This window comes from Marinobacter sp. ANT_B65 (assembly GCF_002407605.1).
Classification (GTDB): Bacteria; Pseudomonadota; Gammaproteobacteria; order Pseudomonadales; family Oleiphilaceae; genus Marinobacter.
Window position 1 is genome coordinate 71,249 of the sequence record NZ_NXGV01000005.1, and the last position, 18,572, is coordinate 89,820.

The following is an 18,572-nucleotide window of genomic DNA, read 5'->3' on the forward strand; positions in this document are numbered from 1 at the left end:
GAAGGAAAGGTTATGGACAAGAATAGCTGGGCGGTCGCCCTGGATGAGTTACTGCATGTGGGCGGTGCTCTGGTTCTCATTATTGCCGTGGTTGCGGTTCTGACAGGCATCATCCGGGAATACATTCCCCAGGAAAAACTGCAGAAAAAACTGGCCAGGAATGAAAAGCGAGGCCCTCTGGTTGGCGCCTTACTGGGAACGCTCACACCATTTTGTAGTGCATCCATGGTGCCAGTGGTAATGGGGATGATCGAAATGCGGGCATCCATGGGCATGGTGTTCGGGTTTCTGATTTCCGCCCCTCTGTGTAATTTTGTTGTTGTTGGCCTTATTGTTGCGGTGTTTGGCTGGCAAGTGGCGCTTGTCTACCTGGCACTGACTCTGGGTGGCGCCATACTGGCGGGCTACGTCATTGGCTGGACGCCCTTGAAAAATGCCGTCCGCCGTATTGAGGAAGTTCCCACAAGCGCAAGCGGGTGTGGCAGCACGCCGGCCTCTGCCTGCTCAGCGTCAGCACCCGTATCCGCCTGTTCTGCCCCGGCTCCCGCCGCGACAGCGTGCAGCGCAACTGCCATGCCCAGCTGCAGTGCAGAGGCAATGGCAATAGAGCCGCCGTCAGGACAACTGGATGAATGTATAGCCACCGCCTGCGCCCCCTTCACCAGTACCGCCACCGTGGCGCACAAAGAACGAATGAAACTGGCTATGCGCTTCGCCTGGGCACTGTTCAAGAAAATTATTCCCTATGTATTGATTGGTGCCGTGATCAGCGCCCTGTCCGCAGCCTTTCTCCCTGCGGAAATCGTCGAGCAATACATTGGTGCAGACAGCTGGTACGCCATCCCCGTAGCTGCCGGCATTGGCGTGCCCCTGTATCTGCGTATCGAGATGGCTCTTCCCTTGCTGCAGGTGCTCATTGCCAAAGGTATGGGGATGGGGGCTGCCATGGCATTGCTGATCGGTGGGACAGGTGCCAGCTTGCCTGAAATCGCAATTATTTCTTCCGTGCTCAAGCCCAGAGCGGTGGTGGCTTTTGTGATTACCGTCATCACACTCGCCATCGTCGGTGGGGTTGTTTTCAGTGTTGTCTTCTAGAAACCCTGGCCGCTGGCAAGGCGCACAACAACGGCCGGCTCGTGTCGGCCTGTTGTTGTGCGGAGATGTTCATGACGCCCTGCAATCGAGATTTGGTGACTACACCCAGTGTCTGGTCAAACGGCTCCGGCTCGACAACCCGGGAGCTGAAATCAGGACCTGGCGGGCATGGAAAGGTGAACTGCCAGATGACGTTCGGGACGCTGATGCCTATCTGGTAAGTGGCAGTCCTGCCAGCGTGTTTGACCGTGAACGCTGGATTGAGCGGCTGGGACGTTTCATTCGGGGCGCACATAGCGCGCACCGGCGACTGTTGGGGATCTGCTTCGGCCACCAGATGATTCATCAGGCTTTGGGAGGCCACGTTGAACGTGCTGCAGGCTGGGGGTTGGGAATCTACCCGGTACACCTGTACCAGCGGATAGCCGGGCTCCCCGATTCAAGGCCTGTTGCTCTCTACGCAATGCACCGTGACCAGGTCGTTACGCCGGCTGAGGGTTTTGAGCTTCTGGGCGGCAGTAAGTTCTGTCCTTATTACCTGATGCGTCATACAGGCAGGGTTCTGACCATTCAGGGACACCCGGAGTTTACGGGTGATTTTTTTCACCAGTTTCTGAATGTAGCCGAAGCCAAGTTCGATGGAAAAACACTGGCTCAGGCTCGCAGGGGAATGCGGGACTCTGACGATGGTGACGTAACCTGCCAGTTGCTGAATCATTTTTTACTGGGGATCAACGCGACGGGGAGGGAAGCGTGGGAAAAGTCAGGCAGGTTTTAGCAAATCTATGCGCCTACACACATTTATGGCGGGTGGTCAGGGGGCGCAGACTACCCTCGTCTGCCAGACCTGGTTTTTCTATCGCACTGCTGGGACTTTTCTGCCCCTTTTTTTGGATCGCCTTGTTTACTGGTGCCAGTAAAGCGGAATTGATCTTCCATGGCTGCCATTCCGGGCTGGTGTTCTGTATAGGAGTTGTTCTGATGCTGAAAGGACTCGGCCAACACCGAAAATCGCCTGAACAGGGTGGTTGCCGTGTTCCTGATTGCCGGCCTGGTAGTAATCACTTAAGATCCAGACCAACGGAGGTTTGGAAATAGAATGATAGATGCCTGTTATACCGATGCGTTAAAGGCTATTTCGGACACGAATCGCTTGCGGCTTTTCTGGCTGTTAGTGCATATCGACGAGCGAATTTGTGTTGCCGAAGCAATGGATGTTCTGGGCGAAACCCATTACAACGTTTCGCGGAACCTGAAGATTCTTCAAAAAGCGGGGCTGCTGACCGCACAGAAAGAAGGAAAGTGGGTTTTCTATACCCTTAATCGCGTAGGGTCTCCTTTCCATATGAAATTGCTGGCGGCGGTGAAAAGTATTCCCGAGCAGGAGTTGGACGCCGAAATCAGGAAATGCCACCTGCGTCTTGAGCTGCGTGAGGGCGGGCAATGTGTGGTCGGGCCGGACAGTACCGAATGGGCCGATATTATTGAACGCCAGGGCCTCAGCGAAAGCGGCGACGCATGACGCTGACGGGTGCCCGGCATGAGGTCAAAGCTCACATCAGAACTGCGTAAATAACCCCGGCCAGAGCAATGCGGTAGATAACATAAGGCCACATGCCCACCTTGTTAAGCCACTTCAGGAAGAAGTGGATAGCTGTAATGGCCATCAGGAATGATGTTACCCCGCCAATCAGAAAACCATTCCAGTCGACAATGATGTCTGACGTTGCGACTTCCAGTAATTTTACTCCCGATGCCAGTACGATGATGGGGATGGCCAGCAAGAACGAGAACCGGGACGCGGTTTCACGACTCATGCCAAGGAACAGACCGGCGGTGATGGTAACGCCGGAACGGGAAGTGCCGGGTACCAGGGCCATGGCCTGGGCGATGCCGACCAGCACAGCATCTTTCCAGTTAAGGGTATCCATGGCGCGTTGGCGTTTGGGTAGCCAGTCTGCAATACCCAGGAGTAAGCCGAAAATCAGGGTTGTGAAGAAAATGACTTCTACTGCCCGCAGTTCGTTGTCGATCATGTCCAGTAGCGCGAGGCCAGCAAGGCCGGCGGGGATGGTGCCTATGACCAGGTACCAGGCCAGTGCGCCCTGACCGATGATTTTGCGCCGGGCAGCGGAGATCAGACCGTCTCGGGCTATGCTGAAAACATCACGGCGGAAATACAATACAACCGCCAGCAGGGTTCCAATGTGCACCGAAAGGTCAAAGCCTACACCCTGATCAGTCCAGCCAAAAAACGCCGGGGTCAGAATCAGGTGGGCAGAGCTGGAGATGGGTAGAAATTCGGTCAATCCCTGAAGGAGGCCAAGGAAAAGGGCCTGATAGAAATCCATAGTATGGGTTCCGTCTGGATCAGCGATTGCTGTTCAGGATGATAAGAAAGATGAGCGGGATATTAGCAGGGTGGCCGTTGGCTGAACAGTTCCCCGGCCGGCCATGGAAGCCTGGGCCGGAGAACAGGAGGCTACGACAGGAATTTATCCCGGGTGTTATTGGCAATGCGTACCAGAACCAGCATTAAAGGTACTTCAACCAGAACTCCTACCACCGTTGCCAGTGCGGCACCGGACTGCAGGCCGAACAGCGCAATAGCGGCCGCCACTGCCAACTCAAAGAAGTTGCTGGCACCGATCATGGCTCCGGGAGCTGCGATGCAGTGGCGAACTTTCCATAGCCGGGCCCAACCGTAAGCCAGGAAGAAGATCAGGAAGGTCTGGATGATTAGCGGCACTGCAATCAGCACAATGTGCAGAGGGTTATTCAGGATCACCTCGCCCTGGAAGGCAAACAATAGTACCAATGTGATAATCAGTGCCGCCGGGGTAATCGGGCTGAGGCGTTTCAGGAACACGTCGTCATACCATTGCTGACCATGGCTGGCGATCAGTGAGCGGCGGGTCAGGTAACCGGCGGCCAAGGGTATCACTATGTACAACACCACCGACAGGATCACCGTATCCCAGGGAACCTGAATGTCGGAGATACCGAGCAGAAACACCACAATGGGCGCAAAGGCAAACAGCATGATAATGTCGTTCAGGGACACCTGTACCAGGGTATAGGCGGCGTCCCCCCTGGTCAGATAACTCCAGACAAAGACCATGGCCGTGCAGGGGGCAGCACCTAACAAGATGGCGCCAGCCAGGTATTCGTTTGCCAGTTGCGGTGCAATTAATGGCTCGAACACCACCTTCAGGAAGAACCAGGCGATGGCGAACATGGTGAAAGGTTTGACCAGCCAGTTCACCACAGTGGTGATGAGCAGGCCTTTGGGTTCTTTCCTCACGTTCACGATGGAAGTGAAATCAATCTGGGCCATCATCGGGAATATCATGGCCCAGATCAGAATCGCGATAGGGATGGATACCTGAGCGTATTCGAAGCGGGAGAGTATTTCGGGTACCGAGGGTGCCAGCTGGCCCAGAGCCACGCCAACAGCTATGGCCAGCCCCACCCAAACGCTCAGGTAGCGCTCAAACAGGCCCATTCCGCCGGAGGAGCTGTCAACGGGAGTGACATTGGTCTTGCTGTTCATCGCTTTTCTCTCAGATGGATCGCTGGTTTACGCGTTTTGACAGATCTTCTGCGCTTTCTTTGCGTTCGGAGTAGCGGTCCGTCAGGTAGTCGCTGCGATCACGGACCAGCAGGGTAAACTTAACCAGTTCTTCCATGACATCCACGATGCGGTCGTAGTAAGGCGACGGCTTCATTCGGTTGTTGTCATCAAACTCCATGAAGGCTTTAGGTATTGATGACTGGTTCGGGATGGTCACCATTCTCATCCACCGCCCCAGTACCCGTAACTGATTGACTACATTGAAAGACTGGGAGCCACCACACACCTGCATCACCGCCAGGGCCTTGCCCTGGGTGGGGCGAACGGCGCCCATAGACAAGGGAATCCAGTCTATCTGGGTTTTCATGATACCGGTCATGGCGCCGTGGCGTTCCGGGGAGCACCACACCATACCTTCCGCCCACTGAGCCAGATTCCGCAGTTCCTGAACTTTGGGGTGCGAATCCTCCTCGGCATCAGCCAATGGCAAGCCGCGAGGATCGAAGATGCGTGTTTCTGCGCCCATGGCTTCCAGCAAACGGGCTGCTTCCTCAACTGCCAGGCGGCTGAAGGAGCGTTCACGGAGCGAACCGTACAACAGCAGAATGCGTGGTGCGTGGCTTGAGGGCGCAGTTTCGAATACATGCTCTGCGCTCGGGGCCTGGAACAGGTCGGCGGTGATGTTAGGGAGTTCTGTCAGCTTCATAGTGCGGTTTCGATTCCTGAAAAATAAGATTAAGCCGAGTGCTTTCGATGCTGGTCTTTGTTGTGGCTGTCATATTGCTGTCTTTACTTTGTAACCTTCCGCACCTATTATCGCAAAAAACGAATATATGGCAATTCGAATATGCGGAAATTTATATGAAGAGGAAAGTTCTGTTCATCTGCACAGCGAACAGCGCCCGCTCATTGATGGCCGAAGCCTTACTGAGGCACATGGCGGGAGACCAGTTTGAAGTAGCCAGCGCTGGCACTCAGCCTGCCGGGCCCCATCCCCTGGCTTTGCAGGTTCTGACGGAAGCCGGAATTTCCACTGAGGGATTGCGCAGCAAGGCACTGGTGGAGTTTCAGAATGAACGCTGGGATTACGTGATCACTCTTTGTGAAAAAGCTGCCAGGGAATGTGTGGCATTCAGCCAGGGTGCCCAACAGATTGCCTGGGACTTTCCGGATCCCGCCGCCAGTAACCGCCATGCCACTTTTGTTCTGACACTGAAAGAGCTTAAAGAGCGTATAGGCCTGTTCACTCTGGTGCATCAGAAAGAAACCGGCATGAAGCCCAAAACTTATGACCCTGTGACTATTTTCAAGGTTTTGGGCGATGAGTTGCGTCTGGCGGCCCTGCTGCTGATCCGGGATCAGAACAAGCTTTGTGTATGTGAACTGACAGAGGCATTCGGAGTGGCCCAGCCGAAAATCAGCCGTCACCTGGCCACTTTGCGGGATGCGGGGCTGGTCGAAACGGAGCGTCGTGGCCAATGGGTCTATTATTATCTGAACCCCCGGCTTCCAGCCTGGGTGTCGCGGGTTCTGGATGAAACTGCACAGAGCAATCCTGTGCTGATCGAGACGCCGCTGGTTCGGTTGCAGGCTATGGCTGAGCGGCCGGCAGCATTATGCCCCTGATCATGAATCGTATACGCAGACTAAAAATCTTACGAGGAGATCGCCATGAACAAGATCAAAGTAGGCATTAATGGATTTGGCCGCATAGGACGCCTGGCTTTGCGGGCTGCCTGGGGGTGGCCGGAGCTGGAATTTGTTGCCATCAATGATCCGGGAGCCGACAGCCACACTCTGGCACACCTGCTGAACTTTGACAGTGTTCACGGTCGCTGGAACTGTGAGGCCGAAGCCAGTGGCGGTGAGATGATGATTGGCGGCAAGCGGATAAGTGTCACCCACAACAGGGCTATTGGTGACACTGACTGGTCTGGCTGCGATCTGGTGATTGAAGCCAGTGGTGTGAACAAGACGGTAGCTGTGTTGCAGGCATACCTGGATCAGGGGGTGAAGCGCGTAGTGGTCACCGCCCCGGTGAAGGAAGAGGGGGCCAGAAATATCGTACTGGGCGTGAACGAACACATTTTCGACCCGGCCAGTGACCGCATAGTTACCGCTGCATCCTGTACCACTAACTGTCTGGCGCCTGTCGTCAAAGTCATTCATGAGAAGCTTGGCATCAAACATGGCTCTATCACTACGATCCATAGCCTGACCAACACTCAGACCATCCTGGACGCCCCCCACAAGGACCTCCGCCGTGCCCGGGCCTGTGGCAGTTCGTTGATCCCCACGAGTACAGGTTCTGCCACCGCAATTATCGAGATTTTCCCGGAGCTGAAAGGCCGGCTGGACGGGCATGCAGTGCGGGTACCTTTAACCAATGCCTCGCTGACCGACTGCGTATTTGAAGTGGAGACGTCTACGGATCGCGACACAGTAAACCGGCTTCTGAAAGAGGCTTCTGAGGGCGAACTCCGGGATATTCTGGGTTACGAGGAGCGCCCACTGGTGTCCATCGACTACAAAACTGATCCGCGATCGTCCATTGTTGATGCTCTTTCTACCCTGGTGGTTAACGGAACCCAGGTAAAGATCTACGCCTGGTACGATAACGAATGGGGTTACGCCAATCGCACGGTGGAACTGGCGCGTAAGGTGGGTTCTGCCTGATATGTCTGCTTCCGTCCGTCAGTACCTTGTGATTACCGGTAATTACTGGGCTTTTACCCTGACGGATGGTGCCTTGCGGATGCTGGTGGTTCTGCACTTCCACCAGTTGGGGTACTCGCCGCTGGAAATTGCCTTGCTGTTCATTTTCTATGAATTTTTCGGGGTGGTGACGAATCTGGTGGGAGGGTACCTGGGTGCGCGAATTGGCCTTAACCGCACCATGAACCTTGGGTTGTTTTTGCAGATTCTGGCTTTGGCGATGCTCGCAGTTCCTGTTGCCATGCTGACCGTGCCCTGGGTGATGGCGGCTCAGGCCATGTCGGGTATTGCCAAAGACCTGAACAAGATGTCCGCGAAAAGCGGAATCAAGCTTCTGGTGCCGGAAGGCGAGCAGGACCGGCTCTACAAGTGGGTAGCGATTCTTACGGGTTCGAAGAACACTCTGAAAGGCGTCGGGTTCTTTCTGGGCGGCGTGTTGCTGATGTCAGCTGGCTTTACTGGTGCTGTGATCATCATGGCAGTGGTTTTGGGCCTGGTCTGGCTGGCGAGTCTGTTTCTGCTCAGGCAGGAACTGGGCAAGAGCAACGCCAGGCCGAAGTTCAGTGAGATTCTGTCAAAAAGCCGTGCTATCAACGTGCTGTCCGCTGCGCGGATGTTTCTGTTCGGTGCCCGGGACGTCTGGTTCGTGGTGGCCCTGCCGGTCTATCTCCATACGGTGTTTGGCTGGGATTTCTGGAAAGTTGGTGGGTTCATGGCCTCATGGGTGATCGGTTATGGCGCCATTCAGACGATTGCTCCACGTATTACCGGGAATATGGAGAGTAAGGGGCCCGCAGTGCTCTGGGCCGCGGCGCTCACGTTGGTCCCTGCTGCGATTGCAACTGGCCTGATGCTGGGCTGGTCGCCCAGGTACGTGGTTGTCGGCGGCCTGCTGCTCTTTGGTGTACTGTTTGCTGTCAATTCCTCCTTGCACAGCTATCTGATTATCAGCTACGCAAGGGGGGATGGTGTGTCTCTGGATGTGGGTTTTTACTATATGTCCAACGCCGCAGGCCGCCTTCTCGGGACAATCCTGTCAGGCTGGGTTTATCAGGTCTACGGGCTGGTGGCTTGCCTGTGGATTTCTGCGGGGTTGCTGGCCACGGCCGCGTTACTGTCGCTGATGCTCCCCCGCAGGCATGAAGCCGCTGTCTGACGGTGGGAAGGTGTCAGAAGCGCAGCACTATACCGGCGCCAGCTTCAACCTGAAGGTACCCGTCGCTGTTGTATCTGAGCTCGCAACCACCGGAGCAGAACACGGAACCACCGGAGTTCAGGGCAGTGTAAATACCGCGTAAGTCGAGCCTTAGCCGCAGTTTGTCATTCAGCAAAAACTGATAGCCGCCACCCAGCGACAGGGCGGCACGGTGGTGGGTCTCAAACTCCGGGCTGTCCGGTTCCAGCCGGGTAACGCCGAAAACTCCGGAGATGAACCCGCCACTGGTTTTACCTCCGGGAAAGTAAAGGCCACCGAACTGGAGTTGGTAGATGGTGAGGTCAATTGACCGGGTATCCGGTGCAAACAGGCCATCGCTGAGCCGGGCAGATGTGCTCTGGCGTCCGAAGTAGATTTCTCCCTGTTTGCCGGCTTCGGGCAGATCAAAATTTATCACCAGGCCCTGACTGACGGAGTCCCTGAAGCGGATCTCACTGTCCGTACCGGCACCGGCGGATTCAATATCCACCGAACTACCCATGCGAAAACCTGCAAACGGAGAGATGCCAATCTCAGCTGCTGCGGGGGAAGCCGCCATAGTCAGGGCGACTATCACTGCACTTAATCCTTGAACGTTCATAGGGCCCATCGCTCGATGACTGGTTGCTGGCAAGATGGATGTAATGGTGTAACCATTACAGATTCTGCGGGGCCTTGCCAATAGCCATGGGCATTCGTGCCCTGATCAGGGCTGTGGGTTGCTCCTGGTGGAAAGCCAAACATAAGAGATGTGTCATGCCCGAACCCGGATGGATTATGAGTGCCGGCGCCAAGCGTTGCATTGGCCTGGAGAGGAACTGGTGATCTGCTTTTGAAAGGACTGCGGCTGGAAAATGTCTGCATTGGCCGGCTGGACCGGGTATCTCTGGCTGTGCCTGACGGCCAGGTGGTTTGCGTGTCCGGGCCTTCTGGCAGTGGAAAAAGCCGGTTGTTGCGAGCGATTGCCGATCTGGAACCCCACAGCGGCCGGATTTCCCTTGATGGCACAGATCAGCTCGCCGTCTCTGCCCACCAGTGGCGCAGCCAGGTGATGATGGTTCCCGCTGACAGTCAGTGGTGGTTTGACAGGGTGGGAGAGCACTTTTCTGATGGGGCCGGTGACAGGCTGCCGCCGGCCCTGGGTTTTCCACCTGACGTGATGGATTGGTCGGTCAGCCGGCTGTCATCTGGTGAACGGCAGCGCCTGGCATTATGGCGGGCTTTGACTCTGGAACCCCGGGCCCTGCTGCTGGATGAACCCACGGCCAATCTGGATGGCGATGCTACAGTTAGTATTGAAAACTGGTTGCTTGATGAGATTCATCGCCGGCAGCTTGCCACCTTGTGGGTGGCCCACGACCTGGCTCAGATTGGCCGCGTGGCGGATGCACACCTACGGATAGCAGGAACCGGACTGGAGCCTGATCATGGAAGTGATTGATCTTGCCTGGTGGAAGCTGGGGCTGGCGACTCTACTGATTCTGGCGCTGGCAGCCACCAGCCACCTTTCCCGTCTGGGTATTGCCCGCAGTCTGTTAACAGCCACGGTGCGTACCATCATCCAGTTGGCTTTGATCGCTCTGGTGCTGGAAGCGCTCTTTGCTTCGTCGGCATTTTACTGGATTGCACTGATGGCACTGATCATGCTGTTGGTTGCAGGAAGGGAAGTAGTGGTCCGTCAGGGCAGGCGACTGCGGGGCTGGTGGGCATTCGGGATCGGTGCCGGAGCGATGTTTATTTCGTCATTCACCGTGACCGTGATGGCGCTGATCGTGGTGATTGGCCCTGAGCCCTGGTACGCGCCGCAGTACGCCATTCCGTTGCTGGGTATGATGCTGGGAAATAATCTGACCGGTATCAGTCTGGCTCTGGACCGGTTGAACGAATCAGTCTGGAGGCAACGGGCGGTGATCGAGAGCCGGTTGATGCTGGGTCAGACCTGGCAAGAGGCACTGGAAGACATCCGCCGCGAATCCATGCGCAGCGGTATGATGCCATCAATTAACGCCATGGCTGCTGCTGGCATCGTCAGCCTGCCAGGTATGATGACGGGGCAGATCCTGGCGGGTAGCCCACCAGCGGTGGCGGTGAAATACCAGATTCTGGTAATGCTGATCATCACCGCAGGCACCGGGTTTGGTGCTGTGATGGCTGTCAGTTGGGGCAGCCGGCGACTGTTTGACGAGAGGGAACGCCTGCGCCTGGACCGGCTGCTGAAGCCCTGATTACTGATGCTGCTCTGGTACTTCCCGGATGCGGCCCTGTTCATCGATTGCAACGTACACAAACCGGCCTTCGGTAACCTTGCGCGGGTTTTTGGCGGTACGGTCAAGGGTCCAGACTTCGACATTGATTTTCATGGAGCTGCGGCCGATATCTACCAGTTCGCAGTAGCACCCGACTTGAGATCCTACCCTCAGTGGTGAGAGAAACTCCATCCGGTCCATAGCCACTGTGGCATTGCGGCCCAGAGAAATTCGCCCGGCCATAGTGGCAGCGGCAATATCCATCTGTTTTACAAGCCAGCCCGCAAACACATCGCCATTGGCGTTGGTGTCTTGAGGCAGGGGAACAATCTGAAGGACCAGATCGCCACGGGGTTTGGGTTTGTCATCGTCATACGCAGTCATGGAGGGAGCCTTTTATCAGTTCTTGAATTATTTTCCTAGCATGGTAACGGGCTGGTGGCGCTCTGCAAGGAAATTTGAGCAATGACGTCTATATTTCATCAGTTGTAACAAAGTTGTCATGTGGCGCTCTTAGGATGCATTCATCGGTAAAGCACATCCGACACAACGTCCAAACCTGATAACGGAGACTCGACGTGATGAATCTGAACAAAGCATTCGCAACAGTTGCGCTGGCTGGCACCGTCGCCGCAATGTCTGCACCGGCAATGGCTCGTGACACTATCAGTATCGTGGGTTCCTCCACGGTTTACCCGTTCGCTACTGTTGTGGCTGAGCGTTTTGGCTCTAACACTGAGTTCTCCACGCCGAAAATGGAATCCACAGGTTCTGGTGGTGGCATGAAGATCTTCTGTCAGGGCATTGGTACCCAGAACCCGGATATCACCAACGCTTCCCGTCGTATGAAGACCTCTGAGTTCGAACTTTGCCAGAGCAACGGCGTGAAAGACATTGTTGAATTCCGTATTGGTTCTGACGGCATCGTGATTGCGAGCTCCAAGGAAGCGGAGCATATGGATCTGACTCTTGAGCAGCTGTTTCTGGCTCTGGGCGAGAAAGTTCCCCAGAATGGCAAGTGGGTGGCTAACCCGAATAAGACCTGGAGTGACGTTGATTCCAGTCTGCCGAACAAGCCAATCCGCGTAATGGGACCGCCTCCGACATCCGGCACCCGTGATTCATTCAACGAACTGGCGCTGGAAGGTGGTTGTGATGAACTTCCTGAAGCGGCTAGCCTGAGCAAAGACGAGCATAAAGCTATCTGCCAGAGCATTCGTGAAGATGGGGCCTTTATTGAAGCGGGTGAGAACGACAACCTGATCGTTCAGAAGCTCATCGGTGACAAGGATATGTACGGCGTTTTCGGATACAGCTTCCTGGAAGAGAACGGTGACCGTTTACAGGCCGCTGCCCTCAACGGTGTTGAGCCGACACAGGAGAATATCGCGGAAGACAAGTACCCGGTTGCCCGTTCCTTGTTCTTCTATGTGAAAAAGGCCCACGTAGGTGTGGTGCCGGGTATTGTTGAGTATGCTTCCGAGTTCGTCAGCCCGCGTGCCATGGGCTCAAACGGCTACCTGAAAGATGTCGGGCTTATTATTCCGACTCGTGCTGCCCTGATGGAGCTTCAGGACAAGGTTGAAAACATGCCTAATCTGACTCTGGAAGAGCTGAAATAAACCGGAATTCTTCGGTTAATGCAGGGTGTGGGCTTATAAAAGCCTGCACCCTTCTGTGTAGTTGAAGACAGGAATCCTCATGCAACCGTTAAACCTGCTTTTATTGACGATGGTGCTGGCCGTGGTCGCCTATGGACTGGGCTATGCCCGGTCCCGCGCGCTGGCAATGCCCCTCGGCGGTGTGCGCCACCTTAAATCGTTACCCGGCTATTACGGCGTTCGCGCGGCCATCTGGTGCGGAGTGCCTGCGCTGATTATTCTGGCCTTTTGGGCGGCGTTCGAAGGCAAAGTTATCCAGTCGATCGTGGTCGGCACCTTGCCCGACACCATGATTCCTGATTCGGCGGGTGAGGCCAGCCTCCTGATGAGCAAAATCGGCAACGTCGCCAATGGATCCTTGCCCTCTGGCTTTGTTGAGGAGCCTGTCGCTAAAGCGGCTGAATTGCTGCAGGCGCTGCAGGTACAGAGCAAAATCTATATGACAGGTCTGGTTGTTGCAGTTGCGCTGCTGGCCGGATTTTTGGGGTGGATACGTATACGCCCGCTGCTGAATGCGCGGGAGCAGGTAGAGGCGGTTCTGCGCTGGTTCTTTTTTGCCTGCGCCGGCGTCGCAGTTCTGACCACCGTAGGTATCGTCTTCTCGGTGGTATTTGAAACCATTCGGTTCTTTGAGCAGGTGCCATTCTTCGAGTTTTTCTTCGGCACTTCCTGGAGCCCTCAGCTGGCCCTGAGAACTGATCAGGTTGGCTCGGAGGGAGCGTTCGGGATGATCCCGTTGTTTACCGGGACTCTGCTGATTTCATTTATTGCGATGCTGATTGCAGCGCCCGTCGGCCTGATGTCGGCAATTTATCTTTCTGAATATGCCAATAAAAGGGTTCGCAGCATCGTCAAGCCTCTGCTGGAAATGCTGGCAGGTATTCCGACAGTCGTGTACGGCTTTTTTGCCGCCCTGACGGTCGCGCCCTTTATCAGTGATCTTGCCAGTGCGGTGGGTGTGGAGGCCTCTTCTCAGAGCGCTCTCGCGGCAGGGCTGGTCATGGGTATCATGATCATCCCGTTCGTTTCCTCGCTTTCGGATGATGTTATTAACGCTGTGCCCCAGACCCTTCGTGATGGCTCCCTGGCTCTGGGTGCGACCCAGTCTGAAACCATGAAGAAGGTTATATTTCCGGCGGCCCTGCCGGGCATCATGGGCGGTCTTTTGCTGGCAGTGTCCAGAGCCATTGGTGAAACCATGATTGTCGTTATGGCGGCGGGTCTGGCTGCCAATCTGACTGCAAATCCTCTGGAAACCGTCACCACCGTAACCGTGCAGATTGTTACCTTACTGGTTGGTGATCAGGAGTTTGACAGTGCGAAGACTCTGGCTGCGTTTGCACTGGGTGCGATGCTGTTCATCGCTACGCTGCTGCTCAACGTTATCGCTTTGAAAATTGTCCGGAAATATCGGGAACAATATGACTGATCATACTTCACAAGCGGAATTGGTTCGCCGGTCCCTCAAACACAGATACCGCAAAGAACGTCGTTTCCGTGCTTATGGGATCCTGGCAATTGCCATAGCCCTTACGGCCCTGATTACTCTGTTTACCGATATTGTCGGTAAAGGGTACACAGGGTTTCTGAAAACGACGATTACCCTTGAAGTGACCATGGATCCGGACCTGATGTACCTGGACGATCCCACGGATTCAAAACAGGTGCGCATGGCAGACTTCGTGGCGCCACTGGTAGCTGCTGTCGATGATGCTCTTCCGGGTGCCACTGCGGATGATCAGGATGCCTTGCGCCGGTTGATCAACCCATACGCTTCCAATGAACTCCGGGATGCGTTGATTGAGAATCCGGAATGGATGGGTACAACGCGAACCATGTCCTTCCTGGCGCACAGCAACGTCGATGTTTACGTGAAGCATAAGGGCGATTCGGCCTATTCCATCAAGCTGACGGAGCAGCAGCAGTCCTGGGTGGACGAGCTCAGAGAGCAGGGCCTTGTAGAAACCAGTTTCAACGACGTTTTCTTCACTAATGGAGACTCCAGAGACCCTGCGAAGGCGGGCGTGCTGGGGGCGATTGTCGGGTCGTTGCTGACCATGATCATCACTCTGGTGCTTGCGTTCCCCATTGGCGTTGCTGCAGCGATTTACCTGGAGGAATTTGCCCCCAGGAACAGACTGACGGATTTCATCGAGGTTAATATCAATAACCTGGCTGCGGTTCCGTCAATAATATTCGGGTTGCTGGGTCTTGCGATCTTCATCAATCTGTTCGGCATGCCGCGCTCGGTGCCGGTGGTGGGTGGTTTGGTACTGACTCTGATGACTCTGCCTACAATCATTATTTCCAGCCGTGCTGCAATCAAGAGTGTGCCGCCCTCGGTGCGCGAAGCTGCCGAAGGTATCGGGGCCTCAAAAATGCAGGTAGTGCTGCACCATGTACTTCCGCTGGCGTTGCCTGGCATGCTGACTGGCTCGATCATTGGCATGGCTCAGGCACTGGGCGAAACCGCACCGCTGCTGTTGATTGGCATGGTGGCGTTTATTGTTGAAGTCCCGGAAGGAGTTTTTGATGCCGCAACTGTTTTGCCTGTGCAGGTGTTTCTGTGGGCAGGCAGCCCGGAGCTGGCGTTCATTGAACGTGCTTCAGCTGCAATTATGGTTTTGCTGGCTTTTCTGATGACTATGAATGCAATGGCCATTTGGCTCCGCAAACGCCTTGAGCGCCGGTGGTAAGGAGAACAGTGATGAATACCATGAGTTCGACGAGAATCAATCAAGTGCAGGCGCCCGAGGAAAAGGTTATGCCGGTAACAGTGGATAAGCCGGAAAATACGGTTATGGAAGAAGGTGTTACAGTCGGAACGCCCTTCACTGACGACGCGAAGTTCAAGTTGCGTAATGTGGAAGTTTTCTACGGCGACAGCCCGGCTATCAAGAACATCAGTCTGGATATTGCCCGCAATGAGGTGATCGCGTTTATTGGCCCATCCGGGTGCGGGAAATCAACCTTCCTGCGTTGTCTGAACCGAATGAACGACAGTATTGATGTCTGCCGGGTAAAAGGACAGCTGCTGCTGGATGGCCACGATATATACGATGCCAAGCGCGACGTGGTTGAGCTGCGTGCCCGTGTAGGTATGGTGTTCCAGAAGCCCAACCCGTTTCCCAAATCAATTTATGACAATGTGGCCTATGGCCCACGTATTCATGGCTTGGCGAACCGTAAGTCGGAGCTGGATGACATAGTGGAGAACAGTCTGCGCAAGGCGGGGCTGTGGAACGAGGTCAAGGATCGTCTTGATGCCATGGCGACCGGCATGTCAGGTGGGCAGCAGCAACGGCTGTGTATTGCCAGAGCCATTGCCGTCAGCCCGGAAGTCGTATTGATGGATGAGCCCTGTTCGGCACTGGATCCTATTGCCACGGCCAAAGTTGAAGAGCTGATTGCAGAGCTGTCCGAGAGTTTTACGATTGTGATAGTTACCCATTCCATGCAGCAAGCTGCACGGGTTTCTCATCGCACAGCGTATTTTCACCTGGGTCACCTGGTTGAGGTAAACGAGACCAGCAAAGTATTTACAACGCCTGAACATCAACTCACGGAATCCTATATTTCCGGTCGTTTTGGCTGATCCGGCTAAACAGAACAAGGGAGAAAAATATTATGGTTCCGAATAAGGATGACGTATACGGGGATCACATCTCCAACAGGTTTAACGATGAGCTTCTGGCACTGAAAACCCGCTTTCTGAAAATGGGAGGACTTGTGGAATCCCAGATTGACAGTGCCCTGCAGGCCTTGATTGAAGGCAACGGCGAACTCGCGGAAGAGATTCGGTCCAACGATAGACTCGTGGACAGGATGGAGATGGATATTGATGAGGAAGCCATGCTCATCATCGCCCGCCGTCAGCCCACGGCCCGTGACCTGCGGTTGGTGATTTCAGTGATCCGGATGGTTGCGGATCTGGAGCGGGTTGGTGATGAAGCCAAGAAAATTGCCCGGTTTGCGATCAAGCTGACCGAGGAAGGGCAAGCGCCCCAAGGCTATGCGGAAGTGCGCAACATTGGCGCCCACGTTATGGGAATGATTCATGATTCGCTGGACGCATTCGCCAGGCTGGATTCCGAGCAGGCTCTGCGGGTAATGAAAGAAGACAAGCGCGTAGATGAGGAGTATCAGTCCGCAACCCGCTCCTTGCTGACCTTCATGATGGAAGACACCCGCAATATCACTCACTGTATGTCCGTGATGTGGGTTTTGCGGGCCCTGGAACGGGTGGGCGATCACGCCTGTAACATTGCTGAGAACGTGATTTTTATGGTGAAGGGTGAAGACGTTCGCCACACGCCGATGGAAGAAGCTGAACGGATAGTGGGGCGTTAAGCCCCGCTATATCACGCCTCTGGTAAGTTCAGGCCTGCTTCATTTTATCTGTATAAGGGGGCCAGCCGAAGGGCTTTCCTGCCAGCAGATGAAGATGAATGTGAAATACGGTCTGGCCTGAATTTTCACCACAGTTCATCACGGTGCGGAACCCCTCTTCGGCAAACCCCATCTCTTTTGCGAGTTTGGCGGCTACCCAGTACAAGTGGCCAAACAGCTCGCGATCCTCTTCTTCCATGTCATTGATGGTCGCAATTGCTTTCTTCGGGATGATCAGCAGGTGCACCGGTGCCTGCGGGTTGATATCGCGAAAGGCCAGGCTGGTGTCGTCTTCATAGACGATATCTGCCGGAATCTCCCGGTTTATGATCTTGGTAAAAATAGTCTCGGACATTTGGACTCCCTGTTGTTACCTGGTTGTTGAGTGATTTAAAGCTGCTTCAGGCCTGGCAACCTTGATGCCAGCTGCCGGATTGCTGCGGGTAGTTCATCGTCTATGCCCATGGCATAGCGGGCCACCTGATTACGGGCGAAAGGCAGGGCACGTGCAGTTCCAAGGCCGAGGTTCCGGAGCAGGTGGAGCGGAGGAACACGGTTGCTGAACAGATGATAGAAAGCGTCCATGGTGAGCATCATGCGGCGATTTGCCGGGCGCCGTAGCTGCTCGTAGCTGGCCAGCCTTGAGGGGTTCGCCAGGTCCTCGCCTGCCCGCCGGGCCTCCTTCAGGATGCTCTGCAGGCATTGTGCATCCTGAAAGCCGAGATTGACGCCCTGGCCCGCAAGGGGGTTAATGGTGTGAGCGGCGTCTCCGGCGAGCACGATGCGTCCTGCTGAATACTGTTTTGCGTGCTGCCGGGCGATGGGGAAGTTAGCACGGTCTTCAATATGGGTGAGGTGCGGCAGTTCTGTCGGAAAATTCGTCTGTATTTCCGCCATCAGCACTTCGTTGCTCAGACTCTTGAGGCGGGCAATTTCCTCCGGCGAGTCGTACCACACCAGTGAGGCGAGGCTCTCGCCCGGGTATTCAGGGCCGGCGCTGTATAGCGGCAAAAAGGCCCTTGGGCCAGAAGGGTAGAAGCCCTGCCAGGTGATGTCCTCTACCTGGCCCTGATAGCGCACGGAAATTACCATGGCCTGCTGGCCATACTGATTCCTGGTAACACCGATGCCTGCCATGTCTCTTACCCGCGACTGCGCGCCATCGGCGCCAATAACCAGTGCTGCGGTCAATTGCTGGCTGTTCTCAAGTGTAACTGTGGCCTGTTCATCTGTCCGGGAAATGCCGGAGACACCGTTGCCGGCCAGTATAGTCACCGAAGGTTCTGTTGCAGCTGTGTGCCACAGAGCGATCTGTGTGATTGAGTTCTCAACGATATGGCCAAGATGGGGTGTGTTCAGCCCGCAGGCATCGAATTCTACCCGGTTTGATGTGCGAGGGAGCAGGTTGCGTAGCGGATGCGATGTCTCATCCCATACCGCGAGCCGCCGATAGGGTGTAGCGCGCATGTTGAGGATGTGATCCCAGGCTCCCAGATTCTGCAGGTAGCGCTCGCTGCCCGCACTCAGGGCAGATACGCGTATGTCGGGCGCCGCCTCCGGGTTAAACGCCGGAGCAGGGGCGCGGTCAACCATCGCTACGTTGAAACCCTCTCGTCCGAGACCGGTGGCGAGGGCGGCGCCTACCATGCCAGCGCCAACAATCACAATATCAAAAGCTTGAGTCATATCGGATTCCT

General features: G+C 55.3%; 20 protein-coding genes. 13 read left to right on the forward strand and 7 right to left on the reverse strand.

Features of this window, described 5'->3' with window-relative positions; all coding sequences use genetic code 11:
- The first annotated feature begins 12 nt into the window (after nucleotides 1-12).
- The 3 genes from CPA50_RS17710 (at nucleotide 13) to CPA50_RS17725 (ending at nucleotide 2,617) form a co-directional block, all read left to right on the forward strand.
- The gene (locus tag CPA50_RS17710) at nucleotides 13-1,095 is read left to right on the forward strand and encodes a permease (protein ID WP_096783872.1); all 1,083 of its coding nucleotides are present in this window, start codon (nucleotides 13-15) and stop codon (nucleotides 1,093-1,095) included.
- On the forward strand, nucleotides 1,082-1,873 hold the full coding sequence (locus tag CPA50_RS17715; RefSeq protein ID WP_179397261.1) for a type 1 glutamine amidotransferase: 792 nt from the start codon (nucleotides 1,082-1,084) through the stop codon (nucleotides 1,871-1,873). Before CPA50_RS17710 ends, CPA50_RS17715 begins: the two co-directional genes overlap by 14 nt.
- A gap of 321 nt (nucleotides 1,874-2,194) precedes the next feature.
- Nucleotides 2,195-2,617 (forward strand): ArsR/SmtB family transcription factor, encoded by a 423-nt coding sequence (locus CPA50_RS17725; RefSeq protein WP_096783875.1) that lies wholly within the window; start codon nucleotides 2,195-2,197, stop codon nucleotides 2,615-2,617.
- A gap of 31 nt (nucleotides 2,618-2,648) precedes the next feature.
- Here the strand turns inward: CPA50_RS17725 and CPA50_RS17730 are convergent, their stop codons facing one another.
- The 3 genes from CPA50_RS17730 to arsH all read right to left on the reverse strand — a co-directional run bounded on the left by CPA50_RS17730 (nucleotide 2,649) and on the right by arsH (nucleotide 5,375).
- Entirely contained in the window at nucleotides 2,649-3,446 is a 798-nt protein-coding gene (locus tag CPA50_RS17730; protein WP_096783876.1) for an undecaprenyl-diphosphate phosphatase, read from the reverse strand.
- 131 nt (nucleotides 3,447-3,577) lie between these two features.
- Complete coding sequence (gene arsB, locus CPA50_RS17735) at nucleotides 3,578-4,648, reverse strand: ACR3 family arsenite efflux transporter (protein ID WP_096783877.1); 1,071 nt, start codon at nucleotides 4,646-4,648, stop codon at nucleotides 3,578-3,580.
- 10 nt (nucleotides 4,649-4,658) lie between these two features.
- Nucleotides 4,659-5,375, reverse strand: coding sequence for an arsenical resistance protein ArsH (gene arsH / locus CPA50_RS17740; RefSeq protein ID WP_096783878.1), 717 nt, complete (start codon nucleotides 5,373-5,375; stop codon nucleotides 4,659-4,661).
- 155 nt (nucleotides 5,376-5,530) lie between these two features.
- On the opposite strand from arsH, the gene CPA50_RS17745 reads away from it, so the two are divergent.
- From CPA50_RS17745 to arsJ, 3 genes are read left to right on the forward strand one after another with little or no spacing between them, the layout of a single operon-like run.
- Nucleotides 5,531-6,295, forward strand: coding sequence for a metalloregulator ArsR/SmtB family transcription factor (locus tag CPA50_RS17745; RefSeq protein ID WP_096783879.1), 765 nt, complete (start codon nucleotides 5,531-5,533; stop codon nucleotides 6,293-6,295).
- 45 nt (nucleotides 6,296-6,340) lie between these two features.
- Nucleotides 6,341-7,345: an ArsJ-associated glyceraldehyde-3-phosphate dehydrogenase gene (locus CPA50_RS17750; protein WP_096783880.1), complete on the forward strand. Its 1,005-nt coding sequence runs from the start codon at nucleotides 6,341-6,343 to the stop codon at nucleotides 7,343-7,345.
- Nucleotide 7,346: 1 nt separating this feature from the next.
- Nucleotides 7,347-8,540 carry an organoarsenical effux MFS transporter ArsJ gene (gene arsJ, locus CPA50_RS17755; RefSeq protein WP_096783881.1) on the forward strand — a complete coding sequence of 398 codons (1,194 nt, stop codon included), beginning with the start codon at nucleotides 7,347-7,349 and terminating at the stop codon, nucleotides 8,538-8,540.
- Nucleotides 8,541-8,553: 13 nt separating this feature from the next.
- Here the strand turns inward: arsJ and CPA50_RS17760 are convergent, their stop codons facing one another.
- Nucleotides 8,554-9,156 carry a hypothetical protein gene (locus CPA50_RS17760; protein WP_227519718.1) on the reverse strand — a complete coding sequence of 201 codons (603 nt, stop codon included), beginning with the start codon at nucleotides 9,154-9,156 and terminating at the stop codon, nucleotides 8,554-8,556.
- Nucleotides 9,157-9,411: 255 nt separating this feature from the next.
- On the opposite strand from CPA50_RS17760, the gene CPA50_RS17765 reads away from it, so the two are divergent.
- Both CPA50_RS17765 and CPA50_RS17770 read left to right on the forward strand, forming a co-directional pair.
- Complete coding sequence (locus CPA50_RS17765) at nucleotides 9,412-10,020, forward strand: ATP-binding cassette domain-containing protein (RefSeq protein WP_096784009.1); 609 nt, start codon at nucleotides 9,412-9,414, stop codon at nucleotides 10,018-10,020.
- Nucleotides 10,007-10,804, forward strand: coding sequence for an ABC transporter permease (locus tag CPA50_RS17770; protein WP_096783882.1), 798 nt, complete (start codon nucleotides 10,007-10,009; stop codon nucleotides 10,802-10,804). The genes CPA50_RS17765 and CPA50_RS17770 overlap by 14 nt, the downstream gene beginning before the upstream one ends.
- Here the strand turns inward: CPA50_RS17770 and CPA50_RS17775 are convergent, their stop codons facing one another.
- Nucleotides 10,805-11,209 (reverse strand): acyl-CoA thioesterase, encoded by a 405-nt coding sequence (locus CPA50_RS17775; protein WP_096783883.1) that lies wholly within the window; start codon nucleotides 11,207-11,209, stop codon nucleotides 10,805-10,807.
- A 194-nt stretch (nucleotides 11,210-11,403) separates the two neighbouring features.
- Here CPA50_RS17775 and CPA50_RS17780 point away from each other — a divergent pair, with 194 nt between their 5' ends.
- The 5 genes from CPA50_RS17780 to phoU all read left to right on the forward strand — a co-directional run bounded on the left by CPA50_RS17780 (nucleotide 11,404) and on the right by phoU (nucleotide 16,836).
- The gene (locus tag CPA50_RS17780; protein ID WP_413772178.1) at nucleotides 11,404-12,447 is read left to right on the forward strand and encodes a substrate-binding domain-containing protein; all 1,044 of its coding nucleotides are present in this window, start codon (nucleotides 11,404-11,406) and stop codon (nucleotides 12,445-12,447) included.
- Nucleotides 12,448-12,526: 79 nt separating this feature from the next.
- Nucleotides 12,527-13,915 (forward strand): phosphate ABC transporter permease subunit PstC, encoded by a 1,389-nt coding sequence (pstC, locus tag CPA50_RS17785; RefSeq protein ID WP_096783885.1) that lies wholly within the window; start codon nucleotides 12,527-12,529, stop codon nucleotides 13,913-13,915.
- The gene (pstA, locus tag CPA50_RS17790) at nucleotides 13,908-15,182 is read left to right on the forward strand and encodes a phosphate ABC transporter permease PstA (RefSeq protein WP_096783886.1); all 1,275 of its coding nucleotides are present in this window, start codon (nucleotides 13,908-13,910) and stop codon (nucleotides 15,180-15,182) included. Before pstC ends, pstA begins: the two co-directional genes overlap by 8 nt.
- Before the next feature lie 104 nt (nucleotides 15,183-15,286).
- Nucleotides 15,287-16,081, forward strand: coding sequence for a phosphate ABC transporter ATP-binding protein PstB (pstB, locus tag CPA50_RS17795; RefSeq protein WP_227519724.1), 795 nt, complete (start codon nucleotides 15,287-15,289; stop codon nucleotides 16,079-16,081).
- Nucleotides 16,082-16,113: 32 nt separating this feature from the next.
- Nucleotides 16,114-16,836 carry a phosphate signaling complex protein PhoU gene (gene phoU / locus CPA50_RS17800; protein ID WP_096783888.1) on the forward strand — a complete coding sequence of 241 codons (723 nt, stop codon included), beginning with the start codon at nucleotides 16,114-16,116 and terminating at the stop codon, nucleotides 16,834-16,836.
- A gap of 28 nt (nucleotides 16,837-16,864) precedes the next feature.
- Here phoU and CPA50_RS17805 read toward each other — a convergent pair whose 3' ends face one another.
- Both CPA50_RS17805 and CPA50_RS17810 read right to left on the reverse strand, forming a co-directional pair.
- A complete protein-coding gene (locus tag CPA50_RS17805; protein ID WP_096783889.1) occupies nucleotides 16,865-17,230 on the reverse strand; it encodes a histidine triad nucleotide-binding protein in 366 nt (121 codons plus the stop codon).
- A 35-nt stretch (nucleotides 17,231-17,265) separates the two neighbouring features.
- On the reverse strand, nucleotides 17,266-18,561 hold the full coding sequence (locus tag CPA50_RS17810) for an FAD-dependent monooxygenase (RefSeq protein ID WP_096783890.1): 1,296 nt from the start codon (nucleotides 18,559-18,561) through the stop codon (nucleotides 17,266-17,268).
- Nucleotides 18,562-18,572 lie beyond the last annotated feature (11 nt).

Excerpts from the sequence above, each read along its gene's own strand:
- arsB (WP_096783877.1), bottom strand. The coding sequence starts at position 4,648 with ATGAACAGCAAGACCAATGTCACTCCCGTTGACAGCTCCTCCGGCGGA.
- phoU (WP_096783888.1), top strand. The coding sequence starts at position 16,114 with ATGGTTCCGAATAAGGATGACGTATACGGGGATCACATCTCCAACAGG.
- arsH (WP_096783878.1), bottom strand. The coding sequence starts at position 5,375 with ATGAAGCTGACAGAACTCCCTAACATCACCGCCGACCTGTTCCAGGCC.
- CPA50_RS17770 (WP_096783882.1), top strand. The coding sequence starts at position 10,007 with ATGGAAGTGATTGATCTTGCCTGGTGGAAGCTGGGGCTGGCGACTCTA.
- CPA50_RS17710 (WP_096783872.1), top strand. The coding sequence starts at position 13 with ATGGACAAGAATAGCTGGGCGGTCGCCCTGGATGAGTTACTGCATGTG.
- pstA (WP_096783886.1), top strand. The coding sequence starts at position 13,908 with ATGACTGATCATACTTCACAAGCGGAATTGGTTCGCCGGTCCCTCAAA.
- pstB (WP_227519724.1), top strand. The coding sequence starts at position 15,287 with ATGGAAGAAGGTGTTACAGTCGGAACGCCCTTCACTGACGACGCGAAG.
- CPA50_RS17805 (WP_096783889.1), bottom strand. The coding sequence starts at position 17,230 with ATGTCCGAGACTATTTTTACCAAGATCATAAACCGGGAGATTCCGGCA.
- CPA50_RS17730 (WP_096783876.1), bottom strand. The coding sequence starts at position 3,446 with ATGGATTTCTATCAGGCCCTTTTCCTTGGCCTCCTTCAGGGATTGACC.
- CPA50_RS17745 (WP_096783879.1), top strand. The coding sequence starts at position 5,531 with ATGAAGAGGAAAGTTCTGTTCATCTGCACAGCGAACAGCGCCCGCTCA.
- pstC (WP_096783885.1), top strand. The coding sequence starts at position 12,527 with ATGCAACCGTTAAACCTGCTTTTATTGACGATGGTGCTGGCCGTGGTC.
- CPA50_RS17775 (WP_096783883.1), bottom strand. The coding sequence starts at position 11,209 with ATGACTGCGTATGACGATGACAAACCCAAACCCCGTGGCGATCTGGTC.
- CPA50_RS17750 (WP_096783880.1), top strand. The coding sequence starts at position 6,341 with ATGAACAAGATCAAAGTAGGCATTAATGGATTTGGCCGCATAGGACGC.
- CPA50_RS17725 (WP_096783875.1), top strand. The coding sequence starts at position 2,195 with ATGATAGATGCCTGTTATACCGATGCGTTAAAGGCTATTTCGGACACG.
- arsJ (WP_096783881.1), top strand. The coding sequence starts at position 7,347 with ATGTCTGCTTCCGTCCGTCAGTACCTTGTGATTACCGGTAATTACTGG.
- CPA50_RS17810 (WP_096783890.1), bottom strand. The coding sequence starts at position 18,561 with ATGACTCAAGCTTTTGATATTGTGATTGTTGGCGCTGGCATGGTAGGC.